22 protein-coding genes are annotated in these 24727 nt (G+C 72.5%); 10 read left to right on the top strand and 12 right to left on the bottom strand.

Annotated features, from left to right (window positions below; genetic code table 11):
* Positions 1–144 precede the first annotated feature (144 nt).
* Both Aru02nite_RS08025 and Aru02nite_RS08020 read left to right on the top strand, forming a co-directional pair.
* Entirely contained in the window at positions 145–1146 is a 1002-nt protein-coding gene (locus Aru02nite_RS08025; RefSeq protein ID WP_203656259.1) for an ABC transporter substrate-binding protein, read from the top strand.
* Positions 1136–1954 carry an ABC transporter permease gene (locus tag Aru02nite_RS08020; RefSeq protein WP_239076511.1) on the top strand — a complete coding sequence of 273 codons (819 nt, stop codon included), beginning with the start codon at positions 1136–1138 and terminating at the stop codon, positions 1952–1954. The genes Aru02nite_RS08025 and Aru02nite_RS08020 overlap by 11 nt, the downstream gene beginning before the upstream one ends.
* A gap of 201 nt (positions 1955–2155) precedes the next feature.
* Here the strand turns inward: Aru02nite_RS08020 and Aru02nite_RS08015 are convergent, their stop codons facing one another.
* The gene (locus Aru02nite_RS08015; protein WP_203656201.1) at positions 2156–3331 is read right to left on the bottom strand and encodes an ABC transporter substrate-binding protein; all 1176 of its coding nucleotides are present in this window, start codon (positions 3329–3331) and stop codon (positions 2156–2158) included.
* 411 nt (positions 3332–3742) lie between these two features.
* On the opposite strand from Aru02nite_RS08015, the gene Aru02nite_RS08010 reads away from it, so the two are divergent.
* The 6 genes from Aru02nite_RS08010 to Aru02nite_RS07985 all read left to right on the top strand — a co-directional run bounded on the left by Aru02nite_RS08010 (position 3743) and on the right by Aru02nite_RS07985 (position 8745).
* Positions 3743–6382 carry a sensor histidine kinase gene (locus Aru02nite_RS08010; RefSeq protein ID WP_203656199.1) on the top strand — a complete coding sequence of 880 codons (2640 nt, stop codon included), beginning with the start codon at positions 3743–3745 and terminating at the stop codon, positions 6380–6382.
* A 4-nt stretch (positions 6383–6386) separates the two neighbouring features.
* Positions 6387–6788, top strand: coding sequence for a roadblock/LC7 domain-containing protein (locus Aru02nite_RS08005; protein ID WP_203656198.1), 402 nt, complete (start codon positions 6387–6389; stop codon positions 6786–6788).
* 15 nt (positions 6789–6803) lie between these two features.
* Entirely contained in the window at positions 6804–7178 is a 375-nt protein-coding gene (locus Aru02nite_RS08000) for a DUF742 domain-containing protein (RefSeq protein ID WP_239076509.1), read from the top strand.
* Between the two features lie 43 nt (positions 7179–7221).
* Positions 7222–7683: a hypothetical protein gene (locus Aru02nite_RS07995; protein ID WP_203656195.1), complete on the top strand. Its 462-nt coding sequence runs from the start codon at positions 7222–7224 to the stop codon at positions 7681–7683.
* A 94-nt stretch (positions 7684–7777) separates the two neighbouring features.
* On the top strand, positions 7778–8314 hold the full coding sequence (locus tag Aru02nite_RS07990; RefSeq protein WP_203656193.1) for a hypothetical protein: 537 nt from the start codon (positions 7778–7780) through the stop codon (positions 8312–8314).
* 20 nt (positions 8315–8334) lie between these two features.
* Entirely contained in the window at positions 8335–8745 is a 411-nt protein-coding gene (locus tag Aru02nite_RS07985; protein ID WP_203656191.1) for a hypothetical protein, read from the top strand.
* 223 nt (positions 8746–8968) lie between these two features.
* Here the strand turns inward: Aru02nite_RS07985 and Aru02nite_RS07980 are convergent, their stop codons facing one another.
* The 11 genes from Aru02nite_RS07980 to Aru02nite_RS07935 all read right to left on the bottom strand — a co-directional run bounded on the left by Aru02nite_RS07980 (position 8969) and on the right by Aru02nite_RS07935 (position 21832).
* A complete protein-coding gene (locus Aru02nite_RS07980; protein ID WP_203656189.1) occupies positions 8969–9865 on the bottom strand; it encodes a WXG100 family type VII secretion target in 897 nt (298 codons plus the stop codon).
* Positions 9866–10033: 168 nt separating this feature from the next.
* Complete coding sequence (locus Aru02nite_RS07975) at positions 10034–11431, bottom strand: MFS transporter (protein WP_203656187.1); 1398 nt, start codon at positions 11429–11431, stop codon at positions 10034–10036.
* Positions 11428–12126, bottom strand: a complete 699-nt coding sequence (locus Aru02nite_RS07970; protein WP_203656185.1) for a GntR family transcriptional regulator — start codon at positions 12124–12126, stop codon at positions 11428–11430. Before Aru02nite_RS07970 ends, Aru02nite_RS07975 begins: the two co-directional genes overlap by 4 nt.
* An 88-nt stretch (positions 12127–12214) precedes the next feature.
* Positions 12215–15709 (bottom strand): alpha-N-acetylglucosaminidase TIM-barrel domain-containing protein, encoded by a 3495-nt coding sequence (locus Aru02nite_RS07965; RefSeq protein WP_203656183.1) that lies wholly within the window; start codon positions 15707–15709, stop codon positions 12215–12217.
* A 141-nt stretch (positions 15710–15850) separates the two neighbouring features.
* On the bottom strand, positions 15851–16591 hold the full coding sequence (locus Aru02nite_RS07960) for an ATP-grasp domain-containing protein (RefSeq protein ID WP_203656179.1): 741 nt from the start codon (positions 16589–16591) through the stop codon (positions 15851–15853).
* A gap of 73 nt (positions 16592–16664) precedes the next feature.
* Positions 16665–16973 carry a respiratory nitrate reductase subunit gamma gene (locus Aru02nite_RS36530; protein WP_239076507.1) on the bottom strand — a complete coding sequence of 103 codons (309 nt, stop codon included), beginning with the start codon at positions 16971–16973 and terminating at the stop codon, positions 16665–16667.
* Positions 16974–16978: 5 nt separating this feature from the next.
* Entirely contained in the window at positions 16979–17170 is a 192-nt protein-coding gene (locus Aru02nite_RS36525) for a hypothetical protein (RefSeq protein ID WP_239076505.1), read from the bottom strand.
* A gap of 107 nt (positions 17171–17277) precedes the next feature.
* Positions 17278–18261 carry an extracellular catalytic domain type 1 short-chain-length polyhydroxyalkanoate depolymerase gene (locus Aru02nite_RS07950; RefSeq protein ID WP_203656177.1) on the bottom strand — a complete coding sequence of 328 codons (984 nt, stop codon included), beginning with the start codon at positions 18259–18261 and terminating at the stop codon, positions 17278–17280.
* Positions 18262–18302: 41 nt separating this feature from the next.
* The gene (locus tag Aru02nite_RS07945) at positions 18303–19553 is read right to left on the bottom strand and encodes a tannase/feruloyl esterase family alpha/beta hydrolase (RefSeq protein WP_203656176.1); all 1251 of its coding nucleotides are present in this window, start codon (positions 19551–19553) and stop codon (positions 18303–18305) included.
* Between the two features lie 188 nt (positions 19554–19741).
* Positions 19742–21064 carry an MFS transporter gene (locus Aru02nite_RS07940; protein ID WP_203656173.1) on the bottom strand — a complete coding sequence of 441 codons (1323 nt, stop codon included), beginning with the start codon at positions 21062–21064 and terminating at the stop codon, positions 19742–19744.
* Positions 21065–21079: 15 nt separating this feature from the next.
* Complete coding sequence (locus tag Aru02nite_RS07935; RefSeq protein WP_203656172.1) at positions 21080–21832, bottom strand: 3-hydroxybutyrate dehydrogenase; 753 nt, start codon at positions 21830–21832, stop codon at positions 21080–21082.
* Between the two features lie 110 nt (positions 21833–21942).
* Between Aru02nite_RS07935 and Aru02nite_RS07930 the strand changes: the two genes are divergently transcribed.
* Together Aru02nite_RS07930 and Aru02nite_RS07925 are read left to right on the top strand one after the other, a co-directional pair.
* Positions 21943–23838, top strand: a complete 1896-nt coding sequence (locus Aru02nite_RS07930) for a helix-turn-helix domain-containing protein (RefSeq protein WP_203656170.1) — start codon at positions 21943–21945, stop codon at positions 23836–23838.
* 64 nt (positions 23839–23902) lie between these two features.
* A complete protein-coding gene (locus Aru02nite_RS07925) occupies positions 23903–24724 on the top strand; it encodes an MOSC domain-containing protein (protein WP_203656163.1) in 822 nt (273 codons plus the stop codon).
* Positions 24725–24727: the final 3 nt, after the last annotated feature.

Genomic DNA, 24727 nt, shown 5'->3' with positions numbered 1-24727 from the left:
CGGTACTCTTTTGCGGCTATTGGTCACTCATCCCCAGCGGCCCGGCACCACGAACCGCGATCCATTGGTCACCAAATGGTGACCGGACCGGCACGTACGGCTGCGAGGACCTGTCAGCGGAAAGGAAACCGCGATCCAATGGGAATGACACGCCGCGCGGTACTCGGCGGTTCGGCGGCGCTCGCCGCCGGAGCCCTCACCGCGGGTTGCGACAGCGGCAGCGGTGCGAAGTCGGACGGATCGAAGCAGAAGGTGAGCTATCTCACCTCGTTCGGTGCGCTCGGCCGCGAGGGGTACGCCTACGTCGCGCTCGCCAAGGGGTACTTCGACCAGGCCGGGCTCGACGTGACCATCAAGCCCGGCACCGGCACCGGCAACAACCTGAAGCTGATCGCCGCCGGCAAGGTCGACTTCTCCCCCTGCGACTTCACCGGCACGCTGATCCAGATCTCCAAGGAGAAGCTGCCGGTCACCGCCGTCGCGGCGATCCACGAGCGGTCCATGTCGGCCATCATGGCGCTGGCCGGCGACGGCATCGCCGACCCGAAGGACCTGGAGGGCAGGACCGTCGCCGACGGTGCCGGCTCGACCAACCAGACGATGTTCCCGGTGTACGCGAAGCTCGCCGGCATCGACCCCAAGAAGGTCAAGTGGGTCAACTTCCCGCCGCCGCAGCTCGCGTCCGTCCTCGCGGCGAAGAAGGTGGACGCGATCGGCCAGTTCGTCGTCGGCCAGCCGCTGGTGGAGCAGGCCGCGAAGGGCAAGAAGGCCGTCGTCCTGCCGTACTCGACGTATCTGCGTGACCTGTACAGCAACACCGTGTTCACCTCGGAGAAGCTGGCCAAGGAGAAGCCCGACCTGGTGAAGAAGTTCACCGGCGCGCTGCTCAAGGGCCTGGAGTACTCGGTGACGCACCCGGACGAGGCGGCGCAGATCTTCGTCAAGTACCAACCGACGCAGAACGTCAAGGAGTCGGCGGCCGAGCTGCGGCTGATGGCGCCGTACGTGAAGTCCGCCGGCGGCGCGCCGTACGGTGCGCTCGACGACAAGCGGGTCGCCCGGTCGATCGCGATCCTGCAGGGGGCCGGCGCGATCGCACCGGGCCTCACTCCCGAGAAGGTGGCGTCGTTCAGCCTTGCACCCTGACACCGAGACCGTCGCCCGCGTCCGTACTCCGGCGCGGGCGGCGCGCCGACCGCTGCCACCCTGGCTGACCCTCGTCGCGCCACCGTTCGCCGGCGCGCTCGGCGTCCTGCTGCTGTGGTGGCTGGTGACCCGGCTCGGGCACGTCCGCGAGTTCCTGCTGCCCGGCCCGGGCGCCGTGGTCGAGGCGTTCTGGACGCTGCACGGCTACCTGCTGTCGCAGACCCTGACCACGCTGCTGGAGGTGGTCGAGGGATTCGCGCTGTCGGTCGTCGTGGGTGTCGCGATCGGGGTCGGGATCGCGGCGTGGCGCGCGATCGAGCGCACCATCTACCCGCTGCTGCTCGGCATCAACGCCGTACCGAAGCTCGCCGTGGCGCCGCTTCTGGTGGTGTGGTTGGGATTCGGCCAGGTCTCCAAGGTCGTCATGGTGTTCCTGGTGTGCTTCTTCCCGATCGTCATCTCGACCGCGACCGGCCTGCTGTCCACCCCACCGGAACTCGTCGAGCTGGCCCGGTCGCTGTCCGCCGGCGGCGTCCGTACGTTCGTGAAGATCCGGTTCCCGGCCGCGCTGCGGGAGATCTTCGTCGGGCTGAAGGTGGCCATCTCGCTGGCCGTCATCGGCGCCGTGATCGGCGAGTTCGCGGGCGCGGACGTCGGGCTGGGCTTCGTCATCCAGCAGGCCGGCGCCAACGCCAACACCGCGCTGGCGTTCGCCGCGATGACGCTGCTGGGCATCCTCAGCATCGTCCTCTTCTACCTGCTGGTCGGCGTCGAGCGCCTGCTCGCCCCCTGGACCCGCCGCACCTGACAGCAAATCCCTTGGTACACAAGGGATTCGGGCCCGGTTTCGTGAACCGTCTCCCCGTGGAGACGTGAGCGAGCCGAGCCCGATCCGTTCGCTCGCAAGCCGAGACGCGGCGCCGTGTGCGTCGGCACTCAGGCCGAGGATCGGCGCCGTGAGCGGACGGATCGGGCACGCAGCGCCCCTGACCAACGAGGCCCGGCGCCCCTATCCCGCGAGGTGCCAGCGGGAGTTGGCGGCCTGGAGTACGTCGAGGCTCTGCGGGGTGAGCCCGGAATGGTTGTCGGGCGTGAAGCGAACGGGCCCGGAGAGCGCGTCGAGCTGGGTGGTCTCGATGGCGGCGCGCAGCTTCGCCGGATCCGTACCGCCGTCGTTGACCGCGGCGGCGATGATCTGAAGCGCGTCGGCGGCGAACCCGCTCGTGGCGCGGTATCCGCCGTACGCGCTGGTGTAGTCGTCGAACCACTGCTTCTGTGCCGCCTTCTCGGGGGTGGAGGCGACCTGGTCGTCCATCGCGAGGATCGGCGGGAAGTCGAGGTAGCAGCCGTCGAGCTTGGCGTCCCGCAGGAACAGCCGGTCGGCGGCCATCGCCGACAGCGCCACCGTCTTCCGGTACTTCTCCGCGCGCAGTCCGGCGACGAGTTGCGGCGCGCGGTCGGGGCCGGCGACGACGACGACCGCGTCGGGTTCCCGTACGGTGCCGTCGGACTGCTGGATGTTCTGGTACAGCAGCTTCTGCGTGATGCTGTCGACGCTGCCGGAGGCGGCCACCGGGTCGGCGAGGTCCAGCTTGCGGGACGCGGCGGCGCGGCCGAGCGCGGCGGCCGTGGCCTGACCGTACGGGCCGAGGTCGGTGACGACGGCGACGTGCTTGGCGTGCCGGGAGACGAGCAGGTCGACGAGGGTGGTGGCGTCGTCCGCCGGGTTGGGCGCGAGCTTGAACAGCGGCGAGCCGGCGCCGGCCGTACCGTCGGGGAGGTCCGCGGCGGCGAGGGAGATGACGGGCAGCTGGCCGGCGGCGACGAGCGGCGCGGTCCGGGTCAGGCAGGCGTCGCAGGGCCCGGTGACGGCGGCGGTGGTGTCGGAGTCGCGTTGGAACGCCTTGATGTTCTCGGCGCTGGTGCCGGCGTCGGACCGGTTGTCCCGGATGGTGAGCACCAGTTTGCCGTTGGTGATGGCGCCCTGCTCGTTCAGCTCCTTGACGCGGAGTTGGAGCGCGTCGCGCAGCACGGCGCCCGCGTCCGAGTCGGGGCCGCTGAGCGACAGGTCGGCGCCGATCACGACGCGCCGCTGCGCCGGGGCGGCCATCGAGAGGCTTCCACAGCCGGCCGCGGACAGCAGCACGGCGACCGCCGCGGCGGCCCCCACCAACCTGCGCTTCACAGCCACTCCGCAAAGTAGACGGACAGCGACCGGCGCACCACGTCGCGTAGATCAACGACCGGGATGCGCCTCGCCTTTCCTTGGTACGCAAGGGGATCCGGCACGAAAGTCGGCCGGTGGCGGGCCGGACGGGGTGGCCGTTTCGGCACCGCCTCGGCGTATCCTAGGCCCTTATCCGATGCAACGGAAAAACGCTGCTATGTTCTACCTCGCGCCAACCCGCCGCAGAGCCCTAGATTTCCGTCAGTACCGCACGGCCATGGGAGCACCCAGGTGAGCTCGCAGAGTGCAGCCCCAGCAGGCGGGCGCGTCAGGGCGGGACGTCGACCAGTCGGACGGCCGGTCACCTGGCTGCGCAACGCACCGATCAGGCGCAAGCTCGCGTTGATCATCGTAATCCCTCTGGCGACCGTGTTGGCACTCGCCGGGTTGCGGTTGACCGGCAACATCCGCGAGGCGTCCACCGCCACCGACCTGCGTAACCTGATCGCGCTGTCGCAGGCCGCGTCCGCGGTCACCGACGACCTCGCGCACGAGTCCGTGGCCGCGACCCGACACGTACTGTCCACTTCGGACAACGGGGCGACGTTCAAGCAGCAGGTGGCGGTCAGCGACGAGGCCATCATGCGCTACCACGAGCTGCACCACGCGCTCGGCGACGTGCCGTCCGACATCCGCACCGACCTGCACAGCGTGGACAGCTACCTGGGCACCCTGCGCGGACTGCGGGCCGCGGTGCGCGACCGCAGCTCCGCCGGTACCGCGGTCGCGCTGCGGTACGAGGTGATCGTCGAGGCGCTGAACGCGTACCGGTCGGGGGTCGCCGCGCACGCCGGCTCGTCCGACGCGGGGAACGCGATCCGGGCCGGCGCCCTGTTCAGCGAGGCCAAGGCCAACCTGTCGTACGAGCAGACGCTGGCGTACGCGGGGCTCGCGACCGGGCAGTTCGGGCCGGACGAGCGGGAGACGTTCGTGGCGGCGCTGCACGCGCAGGAGCAGAGCCTGCTGAGCTTCATGCGTACCGCCACGCCGGGGCAGCGCGAGCTGGTCACGTCCACGGTCGCCGGCGACGCCGTGCACCTGGCGGACCGGATCGTCACCCAGCTGTCCCGCGCGGACGCCACCACCGGCGACGTGAACGCCGACGACGTGCTGCACTCGCTCGGCGCGATGGCGGACCTGATGCGCTGGGTGGAACGGCAACTCGACGCGGGCGTCGCCGCGGACATCACGTCGTACCGGAACCAGGTCGTCGACGAGGTCACCGTCGAGAGCCTCGCCGTACTGCTGGCCATCGTGCTCGCCCTGCTGGTGACCGTACTGCTGGCGCGGATGATGTCGCGGTCGCTGCGCCGGCTCGGCCGGGCCGCGGACACCGTGGCGCGCCGCGACCTGCCCGACGCGGTGGCGAAGCTGTCCGCCGTCGGCAACGTCCGGTCCGACACCCTGCCGGCACTCGTCGAGGGCTCGTACGACCCGATCCGGGTGCACGGCACGGACGAGGTCGGGCAGGTCGCGACGAGCTTCAACGGCGTGCACCGGGAGGCTCTGCGGATCGCGCTGGAGCAGGCGATCCTGCGGATGAACGTGTCCGCCACGTTCGTCAGCCTCGCCCGCCGCAGCCAGAAGCTGGTCGACAAGATGATCGCCCGGCTCGACCTGGTGGAGCGCGACGAGGAGCACCCGGAGCGGTTGCGCGACCTGTTCGAGCTGGACCACCTGGCCACCCGGATGCGCCGCAACGACGAGAACCTGCTGATCCTCGCCGACGCCGACGCGGGCAGCGCCCGGCTGGAGGACGCCGGTCTGGCCGACGTCCTCGCCGCCGCGCAGTCCGAGATCGCGCGGTACGAACGGATCCAGATCGGCCCGCTGAACATCGGCGGCGGCGAGGACGAGGCGGTCTCGATCGCCGCGGCCGCGGTGAACGACGTGGTCCGGCTGTTCGCCGAGCTGCTGGAGAACGCGGCGGCGTTCTCCCCGCCGAGCCACCGGGTGATGGTCACCGCCCGCCGGGTCGCCGACCAGGTACTCGTCGAGATCGAGGACCACGGCATCGGCATGACCCAGCAGCGCCGCGACGAGCTGAACGCGCAGCTCACCGCCGACACCGAGCGTTCGCTGGCCTCGGTCCGGATGATGGGCTTCGCGGTCGTCAGCAAGCTCGCCGCCCGCCACCGCATCCGGGTGCACCTGGGTGCCGGTACAGAGGGCGGCACGATCGTGCACGTCATGCTGCCGCCCGCGCTGATCGCCGTCAGCATTCCGGCGTTGCAGCGGCCGGAGCCCGGGTTCGCCGGCTGGTCGGACCGCGACCCGCCGGTACCGGTGAGTCCGGTGCCCGGGCCGGTGTCGGGACGGCACGCCGATCCGCGGGCCGACGGGTTCGACGACCAGCGGCCCGGCCGGCACGGCGACCCGCTTGCCGTACCGGTGGCGCCGGCGTCGAACGGCCACTCGAACGGGCAGTTGCCCCGCCGCGGCGACACCCCGCGGCTCGGTCCGGTACCGCCGCCCGCGCCCGCCCTGACCGAGGCGGAAACCACGCAGCTGCCGGTGATCGCGTCCGACGGCTCGGACTGGTTCATGTCGTCGACGGTGAAGCTGCCGGACGGCGGGCGCGCCGAGGAGCCCCGGCGGCGTCCGGCGCCGCGGCCGACGCCGCCGCGGGTACCGGACCCGGCCCGTACGGGCGAACCGGCGCGTCCGGCCACGCCGCGGGCCGAGCCGGCACGTGCGGCACGGGTCGAGCCGGCCAGCCCGCATCCCGGTTGGCAGGCCGCCGAACGCGCGGGCCGGCCGACCGTCGACGCGCGCACGACCGGCGGGCTGCCGAAGCGGGATCCGATGGCCAACCTGGTACCGGGAGGGTTCGAGCCACGGCCGACGGAGATCCCGCGGAGCGCGAACGGGGTGCGCAGCTTCCTGACGGAGTTCCAGCGTGGGGTGGCCAGCGGGCGGGACCACCGCCCGGAGCCGGACCGCCCTCCCGAACCGGATCCGGCGTCGTTCACGTCCAGCCACCCGAACCGTCGTACTGGGGAGTCCTGACCCGATGATTGCCCGACCGGATACGAGCGACCTGAGCTGGTTGCTCGCCCAGTTCGCCGACGACGCGGGAGTCGCGCACGCGATCGCCGTGTCGTCGGACGGGTTGCTGCTCGCGGCGTCCGGCGACCTGCCGGAGGACCGGGCCGAGCAGCTGGCCGCGATCGCGGCCGGCACGGCCAGCCTCGCGGAGGGCGGCGCCCGGCTGCTCAACGGTGGCCGCGTGGTGCAGACCGTCATCGAGATGTCGGTGGGTCTGCTGTTCCTGATGACGATCGGGGACGGATCCTGCCTCGCCGTACTGGCCCCCCGGGGCTGCGACGTCGGCAAGATCGGGTACGAGATGACGCTGCTCGTGGACCGGGTCGGTGCCGTACTGGTGCCGGAGACCCGGCAGACGAGCGGCTGAACCGAGGAGTCCGAGGTGTCCAGTCCAGACGCTCCACGGCAGGATCCGCGGGGGCACCTGGTCCGGCCGTACGCGATGACCGCCGGCCGGACCGAGGCGCAACGCGAGCTCGCCCTTGAGTCGCTGGTGCGTGCCACCCGGAGAGGCGTCCGCGCCGCGCCGGGGGTGGGTCGCGACCGGCGGCTCATCCTCGACCTGTGCGCGGACGGGTACCAGTCCCTCGCGGAAGTCGCGGCGCAACTCGGCCGCCCGCTCGGCGTGACGAGGGTCCTGCTCATCGAGATGGCCGAGCTGGGCCTGGTTGACATCGAAGAATCAGCGCACATGACGGGCGACGAGGTCAGCGTCGCCCTGTTGGAAAGGGTCTTGAGTGGGCTCCATAAGTTGTGACGACACGCTCCTGCCGGCACGGCCCGGCGGCGGCGTGACCGCCGTGAAGATCGCGGTCCTCGCGGAGTCCGACCACGCGCTGCGTGGTCTGCTGGAACCGCTCAGCGACCGCCCCATCATGACCGTCCGGGTGGAGCGGCACCTCGACACGCCCTTCGACGAGCCGGTGCCCGTCCGGTTCGCCCGCCTCGATCTCGACCAGAACCTCCTGCTGTACCTGTTCGGCGTGACGCGGTCGGCGCCCCGTGCGGTGGTCGACGAGTTGCTGTCGGGTGCGGTCGGGGTGGTGTTCGCCGGGGCGTCCCGCCCGGAGGGCATCGACCTGCGCGGGCTGCCGGCGGTACAGGCGCCGACGCACGGGCGGGTGTGCTCGCTGGGCGCGGTGGACCGCGGGGTCGGGGTGGGTCGGGCGAAGTACCCGTTCACGAGTCTGGTGCAGCAGGCGATCTCGCGCCGGCGCAACCCGTACCCGTGCACGCCGTACTTTCCGCGTCGGCTGCGCTGAAGTTCTTGCCCGGAGTTAACTCGGGCATATAGGTCCGTACCCCTTAATACGGTTATATGCTGGCCGGTTACCCCTGTCGATCAAGGAGGCCAGCATGACCGCCCGTACCGCGCTGACCGTCGCGTTCACCGCCGCGCTCGCCGCGGCCGGACTGGGCGCGGCGCCGGCCACGGCAGCGCCCGCACCCACTCCGGCGCTCGCGGCGACCTGCTCCCAGTCGTACCTGCCGTTGCCGGATCCGACCTGCACGCCCGGCGTCACCAACCCGGACGTCACCCAGGCGACCATCGACCAGACGATCTGCGTCTCCGGCTGGACGTCCACCATCCGGCCGCCCACCTCGTACACGAATCCGTTGAAGGAACAGGGAATCAAGGACTACGGGTACACCGACACGTCGATGTCGGACTACGAGGAGGACCACTTCCTGCCGCTCGAACTCGGCGGCGCGCCCAAGGACCCGAAGAACCTGTGGCCCGAGCCGCACAACGGCGACCAGAACTCGTACTCCAAGGACAGCGTGGAGAACGCCGTGAAGAAGGCGGTGTGCAGCGGCAAGGTGACGCTCGACGCCGCGCAGCAGGCCATGCTGACCGACTGGACCACCGCCGAGTCGAAGCTCGGCATCTGACCCCGCGGTACGGTCGGCGCATGGAGGCCGACTGGGACGAGCGACGCCGGCGCGCGGTCGAGGTGCACGCCGAGGCCCTGCGCCGGCGTACCGCGGACGAGCAGGAGCGGGCGGCGCGGCTGGTCGCCGACTTCGCCCGTACCGCGACCGAGCGCGGCCTGCCCGCCGAACCCCTGCTGGCACGCGGATTCGGCGGCCGGGCCCGCTACCGCACCGGACTGCGCGGCTGGTACCTGAAGCCGGACCGGTCGCTCGCGGTCGGCACCGACGGCGAGTTCTACATCCTGTCCGTACCGGACAGCCTGGTGGCGCGGGTGCGCGGGGCGCGGCTGCTCCCGGCGCACCCGGGGCTGACGATCGGCGAGGGCGCCCGGGACGGCGAGTCGCTGCCGCTGGCCGACCTGCTGGCCCTGCGCCTGTCCCAGGGCTGACCCGCAACTCCACGCCACCACGCCCGCCACGACACGCCGCCCCGACACGACAGCGCGACGCGCGCTGCACCGGCACCGGCTCGCGCGGCACGGCGCCGCACATACCACGTCACGGCCGGAGTCGGATCCGTTGGTACGCAAGGGGAAGACGCGTGGCCCGGCCCGATGCTTGAGGTCATCGGGCCGGGCCACGTCGCGCCGACTGGGTGGGGGAGTCGGCGCCTCAGGGTGTCCCGGACATGCCGAGGAACTGCTGCTCCTCACGGTCGTACCGGTCGGTCAGGCCCGTGCCGTACCGGTGCCACCAGGTGTCCGTGTGCCCACCCTGATGGGTGGTGGTATTGCCGTAGATCGCCTTGTCGTAGGCGATCCGCGCGTCGTGGAACTGCGACTGGAAGTCCTGCGGGCTCATCTGCTGGACGGTCTGGATCGTCTGCTGGGTCAGGTGTCCGGTCTTGTGGATGTCGCCGGTGACCATCGAGTTGAGGATGGCCTGTACGCCGCCGGCGCCGCGCATGTGCGCGCCGGACACGATCGCCGCCTGGACGCCCGGGTCGGTGAAGTTGAGCGCGCCGGCCGCCCGGGCGTGGTCGGACAGCAGCCGGCTGACGACGGCGGTCTCCTCCGGGCTGCCCTGCCCGTACCGGTTGCGCGCGGCGAGGATCTGGTCGTAGCCGTTGTGTTCGCTCTGCCGGAAGCCGTACAGCTCGCGGATGCCGCCCTGCTCGCCGCTGGCGCCCTCGGACCGCATGATGGACCGCACCACCCGCGGGTCGAGCTGCCCCGGCTGCTGCGCGGTGGCGGTCTGCGCGGCCGGCTGCCCGCCGTACCCCTGGGCGACGGCGGCGTCGGCGCTGGCGTAGTCGTCGCTGGCCTTGGTGACGTGGCCGTTGATGCCGTCGAGCAGTTTCGCGGCGCTGCGCAGGCAGGACACGAGTTGGCTCTGCCACGTCGCGCTGGCGCCGGCGACGGGGCTGCCGACCCCGGCGTACGCGAGCCCGTCGAGTACGGCGGACTCCAGGGAGCCGATCACGTCGGTCATCTGCCCGGTCAGGCCGGAGACGGTGGCGGTGACCGCGCGTACCGCGGTGGGGTTGATCTGGAAACTGTCGGCCGTCACCACCCGCTCCTCTCGCTCGCCGGTCTGCGTCACAGTCTCGACGACGACCCGGGCCGGGCGTACGGCACAACTACCCCGTTCCGTGTGGGCAGTCTGACCCGTGCCCCGCACCGGCACGGGACCGCGCCGGACCTACCGAGGGCCCGGATCCGTTGGTACGGAAGGCGGTCAGGTGTCGCGGGTGGCGCTGGGCAGCCAGGCGACGACGAGCGGGGCGAGGGCGGCGACCCCGACCGCGACCGTACGCAGGGCGCCGTCCAGCGCGCCGGTGAACGCGGCGCGTACCGGGGCGGGGTCGGGCGCGGTGGCGATGGCGGCGGCGACGTTGTCCCGGACGCCGGCCGGCAGCCGGGCGGTGAGCAGGCTGCCGGTGACGGCGACGCCGACGGCGCTGCCGAGTTCGCGGGTGAGCCCGGACAGGCCCGATCCGGTACCGGCGGCGCCGGCGGGCAGCGCGGCGACGAGTTCGTGCGACAGGACGGGGGTGGCGAGTCCGCAGCCGGCGGCGGTGAGCAGGGCGCCGGCGGCGTACCGCGGGTAGCCGGTGTGGGTGTCCACTGTGGACAGAAGGAGCAGGCCGGCGACCATGGTGGCGAAGCCGGCCGCGACGGCGGTACGCGGGCCGTACCGGTGCGCCAGCGCCGCGCCGGCCCGGGGCGCCGCGAGCAGCGCCGCCGCCATCGGCAGCAGCCGTACGCCGGCACCGAACGGCCCGAAACCCTCGACGTACTGGAGGAACTGTCCGTTGACGGAGAACACGGCGAACATGCCGACGAAGGTGAGCGCCGTACCGGCGGCGCCGGCGCGGACCGCGGGCCGGGCGAACAGCCGCGGGTCGAGCACCGGCCGGCGGCGCAGCCCGTGGCGTACCCAGGCGGCGGTCAGCAGCGCGGCGAGCACCCCGCCGCCGACCACCGGTACGCCGAGCCAGCCGTGCCGCGGCGCCGAGATCACCGCGTACAGCAGGGCGAGGACGGCGGCGGTGAGCAGCGCCGCGCCGGGCACGTCCACCGCACCGGGATGCCGCGGTACGACCGGGGCGACGGCGGCGACGAGGACGACGGCCAGCGCGGTCAGCGGTACGGCGGCGAGGAACGGGGCGCGCCAGGAGCCGGTCGACAGCGCCGCGCCGCCACCGACGTTGCCGAGTACGGCGGCGAGTCCGGTCATCGACGCCCACGCGGCGATGCGGCGCGGGCGCCGGTCCGGTGGCGCGCCGGCGAGCAGCAGCGCCAGCGTGGTCGGCAGGACCGCCGCCGCGCCGGCACCGGACAGCATCCGGCCGGCGACGAGCACCGGTACCGCCGGCGCCGCCGCGCACAGCGCCGAGCCGGCTCCGAACACGGCGAGCCCGCCGAGCAGGGTTCCCTTGCGCCCCAACCGGTCCGCGAGCGCACCGGCCGGTACGAGCAGGCACGCGAAGACCGCGACGTACCCGTCGATCACCCACAGCACCGCCTCCGCGGACGGCCGCAGGTCGCCACCGGACAGCACCGGTACGCCCAGATTCAGCGCGGAGACCATGCCGACGACGAGCGCCACGCACAGCCCCATCACCGCGGTCACCGGCGGTCCAGTACGGCGTGCAGCGTGAGCCGGTCCCCCCGCACCAGCAGGTACTCCAGGTCGACCGGGCGCCCGTCGGCGAGCCGGCTCAACCGTTCCACCGCGAACAACCCCGCCCCCTCCGGTACGCCGAGGAGGGTGGCGGTGTGCGCGTCGGCGGTGGTTACCCGCACGGTGACATCGGCGGTGCCGAGCGGCCTGCCGGTGGTCTCCTCGATCAGCGCGAACACGTCCCGGCCGGCCAGGTCCGCGGCCAGCAGCGGGCGCCCGACGTCACCCGCCAGGTACGTGCGGTCCAGCGACAGCGGCTCGTCGTCCAGGTACCGCAGGCGTTCCAGGTGGATCGTGTCGTCGGTACCGAGGCGGGCGGCGACGGCGGCGGGCGCGCGTTCCGGCCGCGCCAGGCGTACCTCGTTGCGGACGGTGCCGCCGAGGGTCTCGGCGAGACCGGCCAGCCGGGACAGCGGGTGCCGGTGCCGCTCCCCCACCACGACCGTGCCGACGCCGCGGCGCCGTTCGAGGAGGCCCTCGGCGACGAGGACGGCGAGGGCGTCGCGCACCGCGTTCCGGGAGGCGCCGAAGTCCGCGGCGAGCGCCCTCTCGTCCGGCAGCGTCTCGTACGCACCGGCGAGGATCTGCGGGCGCAGCACGTCGGCGATGCGCCGGGCCCGGTCGGCCCGCGGCGTGGTCTCCATGCCACCGACGCTAACCCGGCCGGCGTTTCCGGCGAGTTACGCCACCCCCGCTGACCTGCGCGTACGCCTGACCAGCGGGGGTGGGCGGTCAGCCGGCGGTTCCGCCACCCACCGGCGTGCCGGACACGGTGACCTCGGTGAGGTGGAAGGTGGCGTTCGCCGAGTTGCTGAGCCCGACGATCCGGACGTACCGCGCGGTCGCCTCGGTACGGAACGTCTCGCCCGCGTCGGTCACCGGGCTCGTCCCCATCCGCCCGCCGAGCGTGAACCAGTGCTCCCCGTCCGTACTCCCGAGCACCCGGTACGTGTACCAGCGGGTGCCGTCGACGTAGTTGCGGACGTTGATGCTCGACACGGCGGTGTCGGCGCCCAGGTCGACCTGCCACCAGGTGCCGTCCCCGGTCAGCGGCCCACCCCAGTACGGCGAGTTGGCGCGGCTGCCGTCGTTGGCGGCGGTGGCCGGGTGGCCGGCCTCCGCGTTCAGCGCGGTCACCGGCTGCCGCACGCTGCGTACGGTGTCGCCGGACGCGTCGCGCGGCGTCCAGCCCGCGACGCCGAAGCCGGTGAACAGCGCCAGCCCGTCGGTACCGGTGTGCGCGTTGACGGCGCTGAAGACCATGCCGACGTCCTCGGCCGCGGTGGCGCCGGGCAGCGCCGAACTGCCCACCGCCGTCCAGTTCTCGCCGTCCGACGAGCACTCACCGGTGAACGTGGATCCGTTGCGCCCCAAGCGAACCCACACCGGCCCGGCGAACCCGTCGACCTCCGAGTAGTGGTCCAGCCGGCCGTCGCCGTCCGAGTCGTACGTGAACATGCAGCCGTGCGCGGGCGTCACCGCGATCGTCGCGTACCCGCCGGTGGTGGCGGTGAGGTCGGCGCGGGCGACGAGCCCGGCCCGGGCGTACGGTCCGGTCGCGTCGACGCGCGTCACCCGTACCGTCGCCGCCTGCCCGTCCGGCAGCGCGCCCTTCCGGTACGCCGCGCCGAACTCGTCCGTGCCCTTGTACATGTCGGCGCCGCCGCCCGCGATCCCCACCGTGTCACCGTTCCCGGCGAACGACGCGTCGCTGCGGTTCACCGTCTCGTACCCGGTGAGGCCGCCGGAGACGAGCATGCTGGTGGCCGCCGACGCCTGGTCCGCCGTGCCGCCGGACGTCCACCGCGCGGACGCGGACAGCGCGGGCACCGTACCGGGGGCGGCGGAGTCCGGGACGGTGACCGTCCACGACGCGGTGAGCGTGCCGGCCGCCGCGACGGAGTCCGCCGTCGTCGGCGTCTCCGCGTGCACCTGGTACCCGTCGGGTGCGCGCAGGGTCAGGGTGATCGGGTCGGTGGCGTGGATCAGGTTGGCGTTGCGGAACGTCGCGTCGATCCGCACCGAGCCACCTGCCGGCGCCGCGTTGTGCGTACTGCCCACGGTCAGGTCACCGTCCGGCACCGCGGCCACCTCCGACGCCAGCGCGTACGCGTCGCCGTGCGCGGTGGCCGGGTAGTCGGTGCCGGCGTGCGCCCAGCGGTCCGCGAACGCCTGCCAGTCGATCGCCGCCGGCGGCTGCCCCGTCCTCAGTGCCGTCGCCAGCGACCCGAGGTACTCCCGCCAGCGGGCACCGTAGTAGTCGCCGACCAGGCCGTTGAACTCGCGACGCGCGTAGTCCTGGAGGGTGGTGCCGGGCGCCCACTGGGTGACCAGCACCCGCAGGTCGTACCGGAGGGTCGCGGCCTCGGCGGGCGTGGCGGCCTGCCGGTCCGCGTCCTGTTGCCAGGCACCGAGCAGGAAGTGGTCGTCGGTGCCGAGCAGCCTGTCCAGCAACGAGATCTGCCCCAGCCACCGCCCGGACAGCCGGTCGAACTCGGCCGCGTCCTTCGCGTCGTACGCGGCCTTGAGGTCGGGCAGCAGCGTACGGCTGTGGTTGGCGAGCACCTGCCGCGCCACGTCGACCAGGTCGTACCGGTAGGCGGTGGTGTCGCGCAGCGCCGGGGACACCGCGAGCAGGTCGGCGAGCGCCTGGTCGAACGCGGCCGGATCGTACGGCAGCGCGGACGACGACGTGGACAGGCTCGGCTGGTTCTCGTACAGGCTGGTGGGGTGGCGGCTGTCCACGTTCGCCGGCCAGGAGTACACGGTGTCGGCGAGGACGCGCCAGGCGGCGAGCGCGTGCGGGTCGGCCGCACCGTACCGCGCGGTGGCGTACTCGTCGAACCACTGGTGCAGGTCGACCGGGCCGGAGCGCCACGGCAGCTCGGTGAAGAACTCGACCGCGGCCGGGTTGTTGTCGATCGCCTCCGGCATCAGCGCGATGCCGTCCAGCGCGGAGCCCGACTTCCGTTGCCACGCAAAGAACTTCTGGTTCCACTCGGCGAGCTGCGCGCCCAGGTTCGTGTGCCCGCCGAAGTTCCAGATCGTACCGAACGCGTACGGCGTGCCCTGGAAGTCTCTGTCCCGGTCGGTGACGCTCGGCTGGTCGGAGATGCCGTCCAGCACCACCATCTTCGACCGGTCGACGGCCGACAGGGTCGCCGGCAGCGGGTTCTTCTCCCAGCCGAGGATCGCCCACAGCGCGTCCGGGTGCGCCGCTGCGAGCGCCTTCTGCACCGCCTTCGACGCGTCCGGCACGCTCACGTTCCCGGCCGTGCCGCCCTCGTGCAACAGATCCATCTTGTACATCGTGGACGCGCCGAACAGCTCGTCCTGCGCCTGGTAGAACGCCGCCGCGACCTTCGCGAAGTACGGGTCGGTCGGGTCCAGCCAGTCCGGCCGCGGCAGCCCGTCCCACGTACCCTGCGGGACCGTGTGCGCGCCGGCGTTGCGGTCCGCGAACCCGGGCGGCACGGTGCCGTAGTAGCCGGGGAGTACCGGGGTCATTCCCAGCTGCCGCAGGCGGTCCGCGATCTGCCGGCCGAGGCGCGCGTGCCGGTCGACGAGTTGCTGCGAGATCGGCGAGGCGGTGCAGCAGATGTTCTGCAGCAGCCACCACGACTGGTGCCCCGGCTGCGGGATCCAGCCGCGCATCTCCGCCGCGCTGTACCCGAACCGCTGGAACGCCTTCTCGTACACGGCCTCCTGGCCCTCGTACACGAGGACCTCGTTGATGCCGCGCAGCGCGAGCACGTCGATCCGGTGCTGCCACTCCGACCAGCTCAGGTACGGCCCGGCGTACCCCTCGTTGGTGTCGTTGAGGGCGAAGCGGTGGGTGACCGACGCGGTGTGCCCGATCGGCGCGGACGGCAGCGGCAGTTGCGCCGGCAGCCGCAGGTTCTCGCCCTCCAGCGCGATGTTCGCGTGCGCCACTTCCTTGAGGTACCAACCGAACCCGGTGAGCAGGACGGCGGGGCTGGTGCCCGACACGACCAGGTGCCCGCCCTCGGCGGCGACGGTGAACCGGTCCTTGCCGGCGCCCCTGTCGACCGCGCGCAGCACGACCTGGCCGGCCTTCCCGCCGATCAGCCGGCGCAGCGCGTCCGCCGCGGGCGTCGGGTCGAACGCCCCGCCGGACGCGGGTGGCGCCGCCGTCGCCGGCACCGCCGTACCCACGACGACCAGGGCGACGACGGCCGTCAGTACGGCACGCAGGGTCCGGAACACGGGCTCACCTCGTTCTCGTGCGGGGATCACGAACGCAGTGGCGATTCTCGACGTACACGACAGGTTGCCAAGAAGAATCTTGCCGAAGAATGGCCCGCCGGCACCGCGCCGTCAACCCTTTCCCACCGGTAGGTCCGGCGGTCAGAAGCAGCGCGCCAGCGCCGTCCGGTACGTGCCGGCGGCGAGCCGGTCGTGGTCCGGGCCGTACGCCGAGAACCGTTCGAGCGTGACCGCGCTGTTGACCTCCAGGACGAGCAGGTCGCCGCCGACGTCGACCAGGTCGACCGAGGCGAACCGCAACCCGAGCGCGCGCATCGCGTCCGCCGCCAGTACCGCGCGGTCCCCGGCGGCCGGCACCAGCCGCGGCCGCGCCCCGTGCGTCAGGTTGTGCTGCCAGCCGTCCCCCGCCCGGTCCTTCCGGTACGCCAGCAGCGCGTCACCGTCCAGCACCACCACCCGGTACTCCGCGGTGATGTCCAGCCACGGCGCGACGGCGACCGTCTCCGGATGGTCCGCGTACCCGGCGAGGGCGGCCGGTACGTCGGCGGCGCCGGCGACCCGGACCAGGCCGCGCCCGCCGTACCCCTGGCAGGGTTTGAGCACGGCCGGGAAGCCGTGGCGCAGCACGGTGTCCGGCGAGTCGACCACGTGGTGCGGCACGCTCGGCACGCCGGCGGCGTCGAGTACCGCGTGGGTCGCGGCCTTGTCGCGGGCGAGGTGCGCGGCGGCCGACGAGTTCAGCGGGAACGTGTAGCCGCAGACGTGCCGGGTCGCGTCGGCCGCGTCGAGCTGCGCGATCCAGTACCCGGAGAGCCAGCGCAGGCCGAGGCCTAGGTCCCGCGCCGCGTCCGTCACCTGCCGCACGAACCGCCGGCCCGCCATCTGTGCAACCATTCCGCTACGCACAGCAACATGATCGCAGCAGCGCGCGGGCCCACCCACCACCGGGTACGGCTCAGCGACGGTCCGGCGTACCGACCGGCGACCAGCCCCGCGCAGCGGTACGACGGACGTCCCGCGACCGGTACGCCAGGTACGGCCGGAAGAGGTACCCGGCCGGCGCCGTGAACGCGTGTACCAGGCGGGTGAACGGCCACGGCATGAACAGCAGCATCCCGATCACCGTGTGCACCTGGTAGTCGACCGGGGCGGCGGCCATCCGCGCGGTGTCCGGCTGGAACACGAACAGCGACCGGAACCACGGCCCGACCGTCGCGCGGTAGTCGTACCGGCCGACGCCCGCCCGCTCGATCGCGCTGAACACCGGCGTCACCCACAGCCCGGCCAGCGGTACCCGGTGGCCGTGGCGACCGTGGCCCCGAGTACGGCGAGGCCCTGGGTGGCGACGCAGATCAGGAACGACACGAGCGCGGCACCGATCGACAGGATCGCGGTGCCCATGACCGCGGCGCCCGCACCCGGCGGTACTGTCGAGACGACCTTGGCGAGGCCGCGATTCATTGCGGCCCAACGGAAAGCCGGCAGCCCGCGCCGCCGGCCCGCCGTCGCTCCCGGGTGCCCGCCATGCCTCCGGAGCCCAGGATCCGGCGGGCACCCGTGCACTGTTTTCAGCCGATCAGGCCCCAGAAGGCGGCGATGTGGTACGAGGAGCAGATCGCCGCCGGGTAGTACGTGCCGGTGGTGCCGCACTGGGTGGGGCCGCTGCCCGGATCGACCGGCGTACCGTGCCCGATGCCGGACACCCCGAACAGCGCGACGTCGTCGCCGAAGTACTGGGCGGTCGTGCCGCCCGGCAGGGTCTCGGTCCGCGTCGGGGTCTGCCCGACACCGTGCACGTCGGTCCACTGGTCCCGCGACTCGGTGGCGTTGACCGGGTTGACCGTGTAGTCGGCCGTGCCGTACCAGACCGCCACCCGCGGCCACGGGCCCGCGTACCCCGGGTCGGCGCCGCGCACCAGGTCGCCCCACTGCGCCGGCGTCTTCGACGTCGCCGTGTACATGCACGTGTACGCGCTCGACAGGTCACTCGCGCACCGGTACGGCAGGCCCGCCACGATCGCGCCGCCCGCGAACACGTCCGGGTACGTGGCCAGCAGCGCCGCGGTCATCGCACCGCCCGCCGACAGGCCCGTCACGTACACCCGGGAGGCGTCCGAACCGTAGGTCGCCACCGCGTAGTCGACCATCTGCTTCACCGAGGCCACCTCGCCCTGCCCGCGCGTGGTGTCCCCACTCTGGTACCAGTCGAAGCAGCTCTGCGCGTTGTTCGCGCTGGACTGCTGCGGATACACCACCGCGAAGCCGTACTCGTCCGCGAACTTCTGCCAGCCCGCGTGGTCGTGGTAGTCCTGCGCCGACTGGGTACAGCCGTGCAGCGCCACCACCAGCGGCGCGCCGGACGCCAACCCGGCCGGGCGGTAGACGTACATGCCGAGGGCGCCGGGATTCGAGCCGAACCCGGTGACCTGCGTCAGGCCGTCGGCGTACGCCGGGGCGGGCGCGACGAGCGCGGCCACCACGGCCACCAGCCCGGCGAGCACCGCGGCGGCGTACCGCCGGGATCGGCGAGGGACGGTCGGGACGGGACGCATGACCAACCTCCTCACGGGCCCGGCGGGACGCCGCCGGACCGCTACAGGGAACAGGAATTCACCACGTCGCTCCCGCGCGGGACGGTGCCGCCCGGCGGCGGCGTGGCAGAGCCGGACAGCCAGGCGCCCATCGCGGCCAGCGCCGCCCGGTAGCACGGCAGGATCGGACGCAACCGATCCGGGTACGTGTCGTACAGGCCGTCGGTGTGCGTGCCGCCGGCGATCCGGTAGTAGCGGAACGGTGCGCCGCGCACCATCCGGGCGTACACGTCGCCGTCCGTACGGATCGGCAGCAGCGTGTCCAGCGTGCCCTGCAACGAGATCAGCGGCTTCCCGATCCGCCCCGTCAAGGCGATCCGCGCCACCGCCCGGTGCACCGCCGCCGGCCGCGACGCGTAGTCGTAGTCGGCGTCGCAGTGCGGCGAACCCGACGCGCAGAACGGCGAACCGGCCGGATCACCCGGACTGAACCCCGGATCGAACTCGGCCCGGTAGATCCGCTGCGTCAGATCCCAGTACACCTGGTCGTGGTACGGCCACAGGAAGTCCGAACCCGGCGCGAACCCCGCCGCCAGCATCGCGTCGTGCGCCGCCGGATCACCCGCCGCCACCCGCGGGTACTCCCGCAACGCCGTCGGCAGGTACGTGAACATGTTCGCGTCGGCGCGCCACAGCGTGCCCTCCCAGTCCACACCCCCGTCGTACAGCTCCGGATGGTTCTCCAGCTGCCAGCGCGTCAGGTAGCCGCCGTTCGAGATGCCGGTGACCAGGGTGCGCCGCACGCGATGGCCGTAGTACCGGGCGGTCGCGGCCTTCGACGCCACCGTCAACTGCGTCAGGCGGCGGTTCCACTCCGCGATCGCGTCGCCCGGCCGGCGCCCGTCGGCGAAGAACGCCGCACCCGTGTTCCCCTTGTCCGTCGCCGCGAACGCGTACCCCTGCGCCAGCACCCAGTCCGAGATCGTGCTGTCCAGCGAGTACTGCCGGCGGTTCCCCGGCGCGCCCGTCACCACCAGGCCACCGTTCCAGCGGTCCGGCAGACGCAGGACGAACTGGGCGTCGTGGTTCCAGCCGTGCTCGGTGTTGCTCGTCGACCCGTCCGGGAAGTAGCCGTCCACCTGGAGACCGGGAACGTTCGACGGGTTCCTCGTACCGGCGGCGGCCAGCCCGGCGTAGTCGGCCGGGTCGGTGTGACCGGTACGGGCGGTGCCGGCGGTGGTCAGGTCGGACAGGCACGCGCTCATCTGGTACGCAGCGCCAGGAATCAGCGACGCGGGGTGATCTTGTTCCATTGTCGAACAGTTCAACTGTTGAACAATGGAACAATAATCGGTACGACCGCATGGCCCGTCGCCCGCGCCGGCACCCGCGCCGCCCGAGCCCACCGACCCCGCTGCCACGCCCGCTCCCGCGGCCGGCGACACGAGTACCGCCGCGGCCACCGCCACGACCCGGGCGTACCGCGGGAGTCGGGCGCGCATCAGGCCGCCTCGGCCGCGAGGTCGACGTGCCGGGTCTCGACGGACAGCAGTACGCCGATGGTCGACACGACGGCGGTGAACAGGACGTACACGGCGATGGCGTACCCCGTGCCGAAGTGGTCGAGGAGCGCGACGGCGATGATGGGTGCGAGGGAGCCGGCGATGATCGAGGTGACCTGGTAGCCGACGGAGGTGCCGGTGTACCGGACGCCGGTGTCGAACTGTTCGGCGAAGAACGCGGCCTGCGGTCCGTACATGGCGGCGTGTCCGATGAGGCCGACGACGACGGCGGCGCCGATCGCGAGCGTGGATTTGGTGTCCAGCAGCCCGAAGAACGCGAACGCCCACAGCCCGGTCAGTACGGTGCCGATGAGGTACACGGGGCGGCGCCCGATCTTGTCGGACAGTGCGCCGAACAGCGGGATGACGACGAGGTGGACGGCGTTGGCGACGAGCAGCGCGCCGAGGATGAGCGACTTCGCGAGGCCGAGGTGTTCGGTCGCGTAGACGAGGACGAACGCGGTGATCACGTAGTAGACGACGTTCTCGGCGAAGCGGGCCGCGACACACACCAGCAACTGCTTCGGGTACCTGGTCAGCACGCGCACGACGGGCATCCGGGTGTGCGTCTCGCGCTTCTTGGCGGCGAGGAACAGCGGCGCGTCCTCGACGGAGCTGCGCACCCAGTACCCGATGGCGATGAGCACGGCGGACAGCAGGAACGGGATCCGCCAACCCCAGGCGAGGAACTGCGCGTCGGGCAGTACGCCGGCGAGGATGGCGAGGACGGCGGTGGCGATGAGGTTGCCGGCGGGTGCGCCGGCCTGCGGCCAGCTGGCCCAGAATCCGCGCCGCTGCGGCGATCCGTGCTCGGCGACGAGCAGTACGGCGCCGCCCCACTCCCCGCCGATCGCGAAGCCCTGCACGAGCCGCAGCACCGTCAGCATCACCGGCGCCCAGATGTGCACCGTGCCGTACGTGGGGAGTACGCCGATCAGCAGTGTGCCGCCGCCCATCATGAGCAGGCTCAGCATGAGCAGCTTCTTGCGGCCGATCCGGTCGCCGAAGTGCCCGAACACGATGCCACCGAGCGGCCGCGCCACGAACCCCAGCGCGTACGTGACGAACGCCAGCATGGTGCCGACGAGCGGGTCGGTCGTCGGGAAGAACACCTTGTTGAACACCAGCGCGGCGGCCGAGCCGTACAGGAAGAAGTCGTACCACTCGACGGTGGTGCCGACCATGCTGGCCGCCAGGACCCGGGCGAGCGAACCGCCACCCGCCCGGGTCGCCGATCTGGTCTCGGGGGTCTCCGTTGTCATGGGGGTACTCCAGGGTTAGAGGGCGGTCCAGCCGCCGTCGAGGGTGAACGAGGCCCCGGTGACGAGGCCGGCGTGCGGCCCGCACAGGTACGCGACGAGTTCGGCGACCTCGGCCGGCTCGGCCAACCGCTTAGTCGGGGACCGCGCGAGCAGTACCCGGTCGACGACCTCGTCCTCGGGGATCCCGTACGCACGGGCCTGGTCGGCGATCTGCCGCTCGACCAGCGGGGTGCGCACGTAGCCGGGATTGACGCAGTTGCAGGTGACTCCGTGGCCGGCGGCCTCGACGGCGACGACCTTCGACAGGCCCTCCAGCCCGTGCTTCGCCGCCACGTACCCGGCCTTGTACGCGGAGGCGCGCAGGCCGTGCACCGACGACACGTTGACGATGCGGCCCCAGCCGCGGGCGTACATGTGCGGGAGGGCGGCGCGGACGATCCGGAACGGCGTCTCCAGCATCAGCCGCAGCAAGCCGCCGAACTCCTCCGGCGGGAACTCCGGCACCGGCGCCACGTGCTGCCGGCCGGCGTTGTTGACGACGATGTCGACGTCGCAGTCGAGGTCGGCGACGCGGTCCGGCTCGGCCAGATCCAGCGGTACGGCCCGGCCACCGACCTCGGCCGCCACCGCCGCCGCGCCGTCCGCGCTCACGTCGACGACGACCACGTACGCGCCCGCCGCCGCGAGCCGCCGCGCGCAGGCCGCGCCGATACCGCTGGCCGCACCGGTCACCAGCGCGGTACGGCCGGCGAGTTCCGCATTCACCATGTCGACACACGCTAGACACACTGTGACCTGGATCCCATGTGCCGAGCTCCCACAGCCGTACGCCTTCGGGTATGGCACCGGCACACCCCGGTACGCGAGAATCGGCCGCCATGGACGGCGACTTCCTCGACCTGCTGCTGCGCGACGCACCCGCCGCCGAGTACGACGGGCCGGCGGAACGGGCGCGGCGTGCGGGCGCGTCGACCGCCACGCTCGCCGAACTCGACCGGGCGAAGACCCTCGCGCTGCGGCTGCGCACCCGGCTGGACGCACACCGCCGGCGCGAGAACGAACTCACCGCGCTGTTCCAGACCGCCGGCGACCTCGCCGGACTCCGCGACCTCGACGCCGTACTCCACGCCATCGTCCGACGCGCCCGCCGCCTCCTCGGCACCGACGTCGCGTACCTGACGCTGGAAGACCCGGCGCGCGGCGACACGTACATGCGGGTCACCGACGGATCCGTCGCCGCGACGTTCCAGCACCTGCGGCTGCCGATGGGCGCCGGACTCGGCGGACTCGTCGCCCAGACCGCCTCCCCCTACCGCAGCCCCAACTACCTGTCCGACCCGCAGTTCGCGCACACCCGCGAGATCGACACCGGCGTCGGAGACGAAGGACTCGTCGCCATCCTCGGCGTACCGCTGCGGCTCGGGCCACGCGTCATCGGCGTACTCTTCGCCGCCGACCGGCGCGAACGGCAGTTCGGCCAGGACGAGGTCGCACTCCTCGGATCGCTCGCCGACCACGCCGCCATCGCCATCGACAACGCCCGCATGCTCACCGAAACCCGCGCCGCCCTCGCCGACCTCGACGAAGCCAACCGCCTCGGCCGCGCCCGCGCCGCCGCCACCGAACGCGCCGCGACCGCACACGACCGGCTCACCGCACTCGTACTCCGAGGTGGGGACCTGGACGATCTGGCCGCGGCGGTGGCGGAGGTGCTGTCGGGGGCGCTGGCGGTGCTGGATGCGGACGGGGCGCCGATCGCTGGCGCACCCTTATTGTTCAACAAGTCAACTGTTGAACAATTGAACAATGCACTTGTTGAACAATCCAACAAGTCAACAATTGAACAATCAGATCACTTCGCCAAGATCAACAACCTGGTCGCCCGGTCCCGCGAGACCGGTCGTTCCGTCCACAGTGGACAGTACTGGGTGGCGTCGGTGGCGGCCGGCCCCGAGCACCTCGGCGCCCTCGTACTCCGCGCTGATGCCCCGCTCGACGAGGCCGACCAGCGCACCCTGGAACGCGCGGCGCTGGTGACGGCGCTTCTGCTGCTGTTCCGCCGTTCCGCGGCCGACGCGCAGGCCCGGATCGGCGGCGACCTGTTGACGGACATCCTGCTGGCGCCGACGCGGGACCCGGCCGGCCTGCGGGACCGGGCCCGCCGCTTCGGCATCGACCTGGCCCGCCGGTACGTGGTGCTCGTGGTGGACCGGCCGGACAGTGCCCTGCCGACGCGCCGACCGGCCGCGCTGACCACCCGGTACGAGGGGGCGGACGTGCTGCTGGTGCCGGGTTCGGACCCGGGCGCCACGGCCCGTACGGTCGCGGCCGAGTTGCGGCATTCGTCGACGGTGGCGGGCGCGGGTCCGGCGGTGGGTCCGGCGGCGATCGCCGCGGCGTACCGGGAGGGGCGGCGGTGCCTGTCGGCGGCGTTGGCGTTGGGCCGGCGCGGCACCGGGGTGGCGATGGCCGATCTGGGTTTCCTGGGCGTGGTGCTGGGCGAGCACCGCGACCTCGACGGGTACGTCACGGCCACGCTGGGTCCGCTGCTGGAGTACGACGCGGCGCGCGGGGCCCGGCTGGTGGAGACGCTCCGCGCGTACTTCGCCGCGGGGAGGTCGCCGAGCCGGGCGCGGCATGCCTTGCACGTACACCCGAACACGGTGCATCAGCGCCTGGACCGGATCACCCAGCTGCTCGGTACGGACTGGCAGACCCCGGCCCGCGCGCTGGAACTGGAACTGGCCCTGACCCTGCACCAGTCCCGCACCTGAACGCCGGTTGCGGGTGTGAGCGGGGGCATGGCCGGGACGGTGGGGGCCCGGCTACGTTGCGGCCATGCAGGTGAGCGAGCTGTACGTCTATCCGGTGAAGTCGACGCGGGGTACGGCGGTCGCGGTGGCGGAGGTCGAGCCGTGGGGGTTGCGGGGTGACCGGCGCTGGCTGGTGGTGCTGCCGGGCGGCGAGTTCCTGACGGCGCGGGAGAACGACCGGATGTTGACGGTCACGGCGACGGAGACGCCGGACGGGCTCACGCTGGCGGCTCCGGGCCGTCCGACGGTTCGCGTGCCGTACCCGGTGGGTGGGGCGGCGGTGGCGGTGGCGGTGACCCGGCTGGACACGGTGCGTGCCGCGGGTCCGGTGGCGGACGACTGGCTCACCGCGGTCCTCGGCGAGCCGGTACGGCTGGGCTGGCTGGACGATCCGCGCCGGCGTACGGTCTCGGCGGAGCACGGTGGCGAGCCGGGCGATCCGCTGAACCTGTCCGATGCCGGCCCGCTGCTGCTGGCCACGACGGCGTCGCTGGATCGGCTCAACCACTGGGTTTCCGAGACGCGCGCGGAGCGCGGCGAGCCGGCCGGCGACCCGCTGGACATGCGCCGGTTCCGGCCGAACGTGGTGGTCGACGGGGTCGCCGAGCCGTTCGCCGAGGACACCTGGACCTCGGTACGCATCGGCGACGTCGACTTCCGCGTCAGCGAGCTGTGCGACCGGTGTGTCCTGACGACGATCGATCCGGACACCCGGGCGCACGGCCACGAACCGATCCGTACGTTGGCGCGGCACCGCCGGTGGGACCGGCACGTCTGGTTCGGCGTACGGCTGGTTCCGCGGTCGCCGGGGACGTTGCGCCGGGGCGCGCCGGTGGTCGTGGGCTGAGGG

Source organism: Actinocatenispora rupis, assembly GCF_016861975.1.
In the GTDB taxonomy this organism is placed as follows: domain Bacteria; phylum Actinomycetota; class Actinomycetes; order Mycobacteriales; family Micromonosporaceae; genus Actinocatenispora; species Actinocatenispora rupis.
The sequence above is the reverse complement of the archived record's forward strand: the minus strand, read 5'-3'. Positions and strand labels throughout refer to the sequence as shown.

Bases quoted from the DNA above. Each gene is read 5' to 3' on its own strand.
- Aru02nite_RS07935 (WP_203656172.1), bottom strand. From the start codon at position 21,832: ATGGTGAATGCGGAACTCGCCGGCCGTACCGCGCTGGTGACCGGTGCG.
- Aru02nite_RS07990 (WP_203656193.1), top strand. From the start codon at position 7,778: ATGACCGCCCGTACCGCGCTGACCGTCGCGTTCACCGCCGCGCTCGCC.
- Aru02nite_RS07930 (WP_203656170.1), top strand. From the start codon at position 21,943: ATGGACGGCGACTTCCTCGACCTGCTGCTGCGCGACGCACCCGCCGCC.
- Aru02nite_RS08025 (WP_203656259.1), top strand. From the start codon at position 145: ATGACACGCCGCGCGGTACTCGGCGGTTCGGCGGCGCTCGCCGCCGGA.
- Aru02nite_RS07970 (WP_203656185.1), bottom strand. From the start codon at position 12,126: ATGGAGACCACGCCGCGGGCCGACCGGGCCCGGCGCATCGCCGACGTG.
- Aru02nite_RS07945 (WP_203656176.1), bottom strand. From the start codon at position 19,553: ATGGAACAAGATCACCCCGCGTCGCTGATTCCTGGCGCTGCGTACCAG.
- Aru02nite_RS08005 (WP_203656198.1), top strand. From the start codon at position 6,387: ATGATTGCCCGACCGGATACGAGCGACCTGAGCTGGTTGCTCGCCCAG.
- Aru02nite_RS07925 (WP_203656163.1), top strand. From the start codon at position 23,903: ATGCAGGTGAGCGAGCTGTACGTCTATCCGGTGAAGTCGACGCGGGGT.
- Aru02nite_RS07985 (WP_203656191.1), top strand. From the start codon at position 8,335: ATGGAGGCCGACTGGGACGAGCGACGCCGGCGCGCGGTCGAGGTGCAC.
- Aru02nite_RS07960 (WP_203656179.1), bottom strand. From the start codon at position 16,591: ATGGCGGGCCGGCGGTTCGTGCGGCAGGTGACGGACGCGGCGCGGGAC.
- Aru02nite_RS36525 (WP_239076505.1), bottom strand. From the start codon at position 17,170: ATGAATCGCGGCCTCGCCAAGGTCGTCTCGACAGTACCGCCGGGTGCG.
- Aru02nite_RS07950 (WP_203656177.1), bottom strand. From the start codon at position 18,261: ATGCGTCCCGTCCCGACCGTCCCTCGCCGATCCCGGCGGTACGCCGCC.
- Aru02nite_RS07940 (WP_203656173.1), bottom strand. From the start codon at position 21,064: ATGACAACGGAGACCCCCGAGACCAGATCGGCGACCCGGGCGGGTGGC.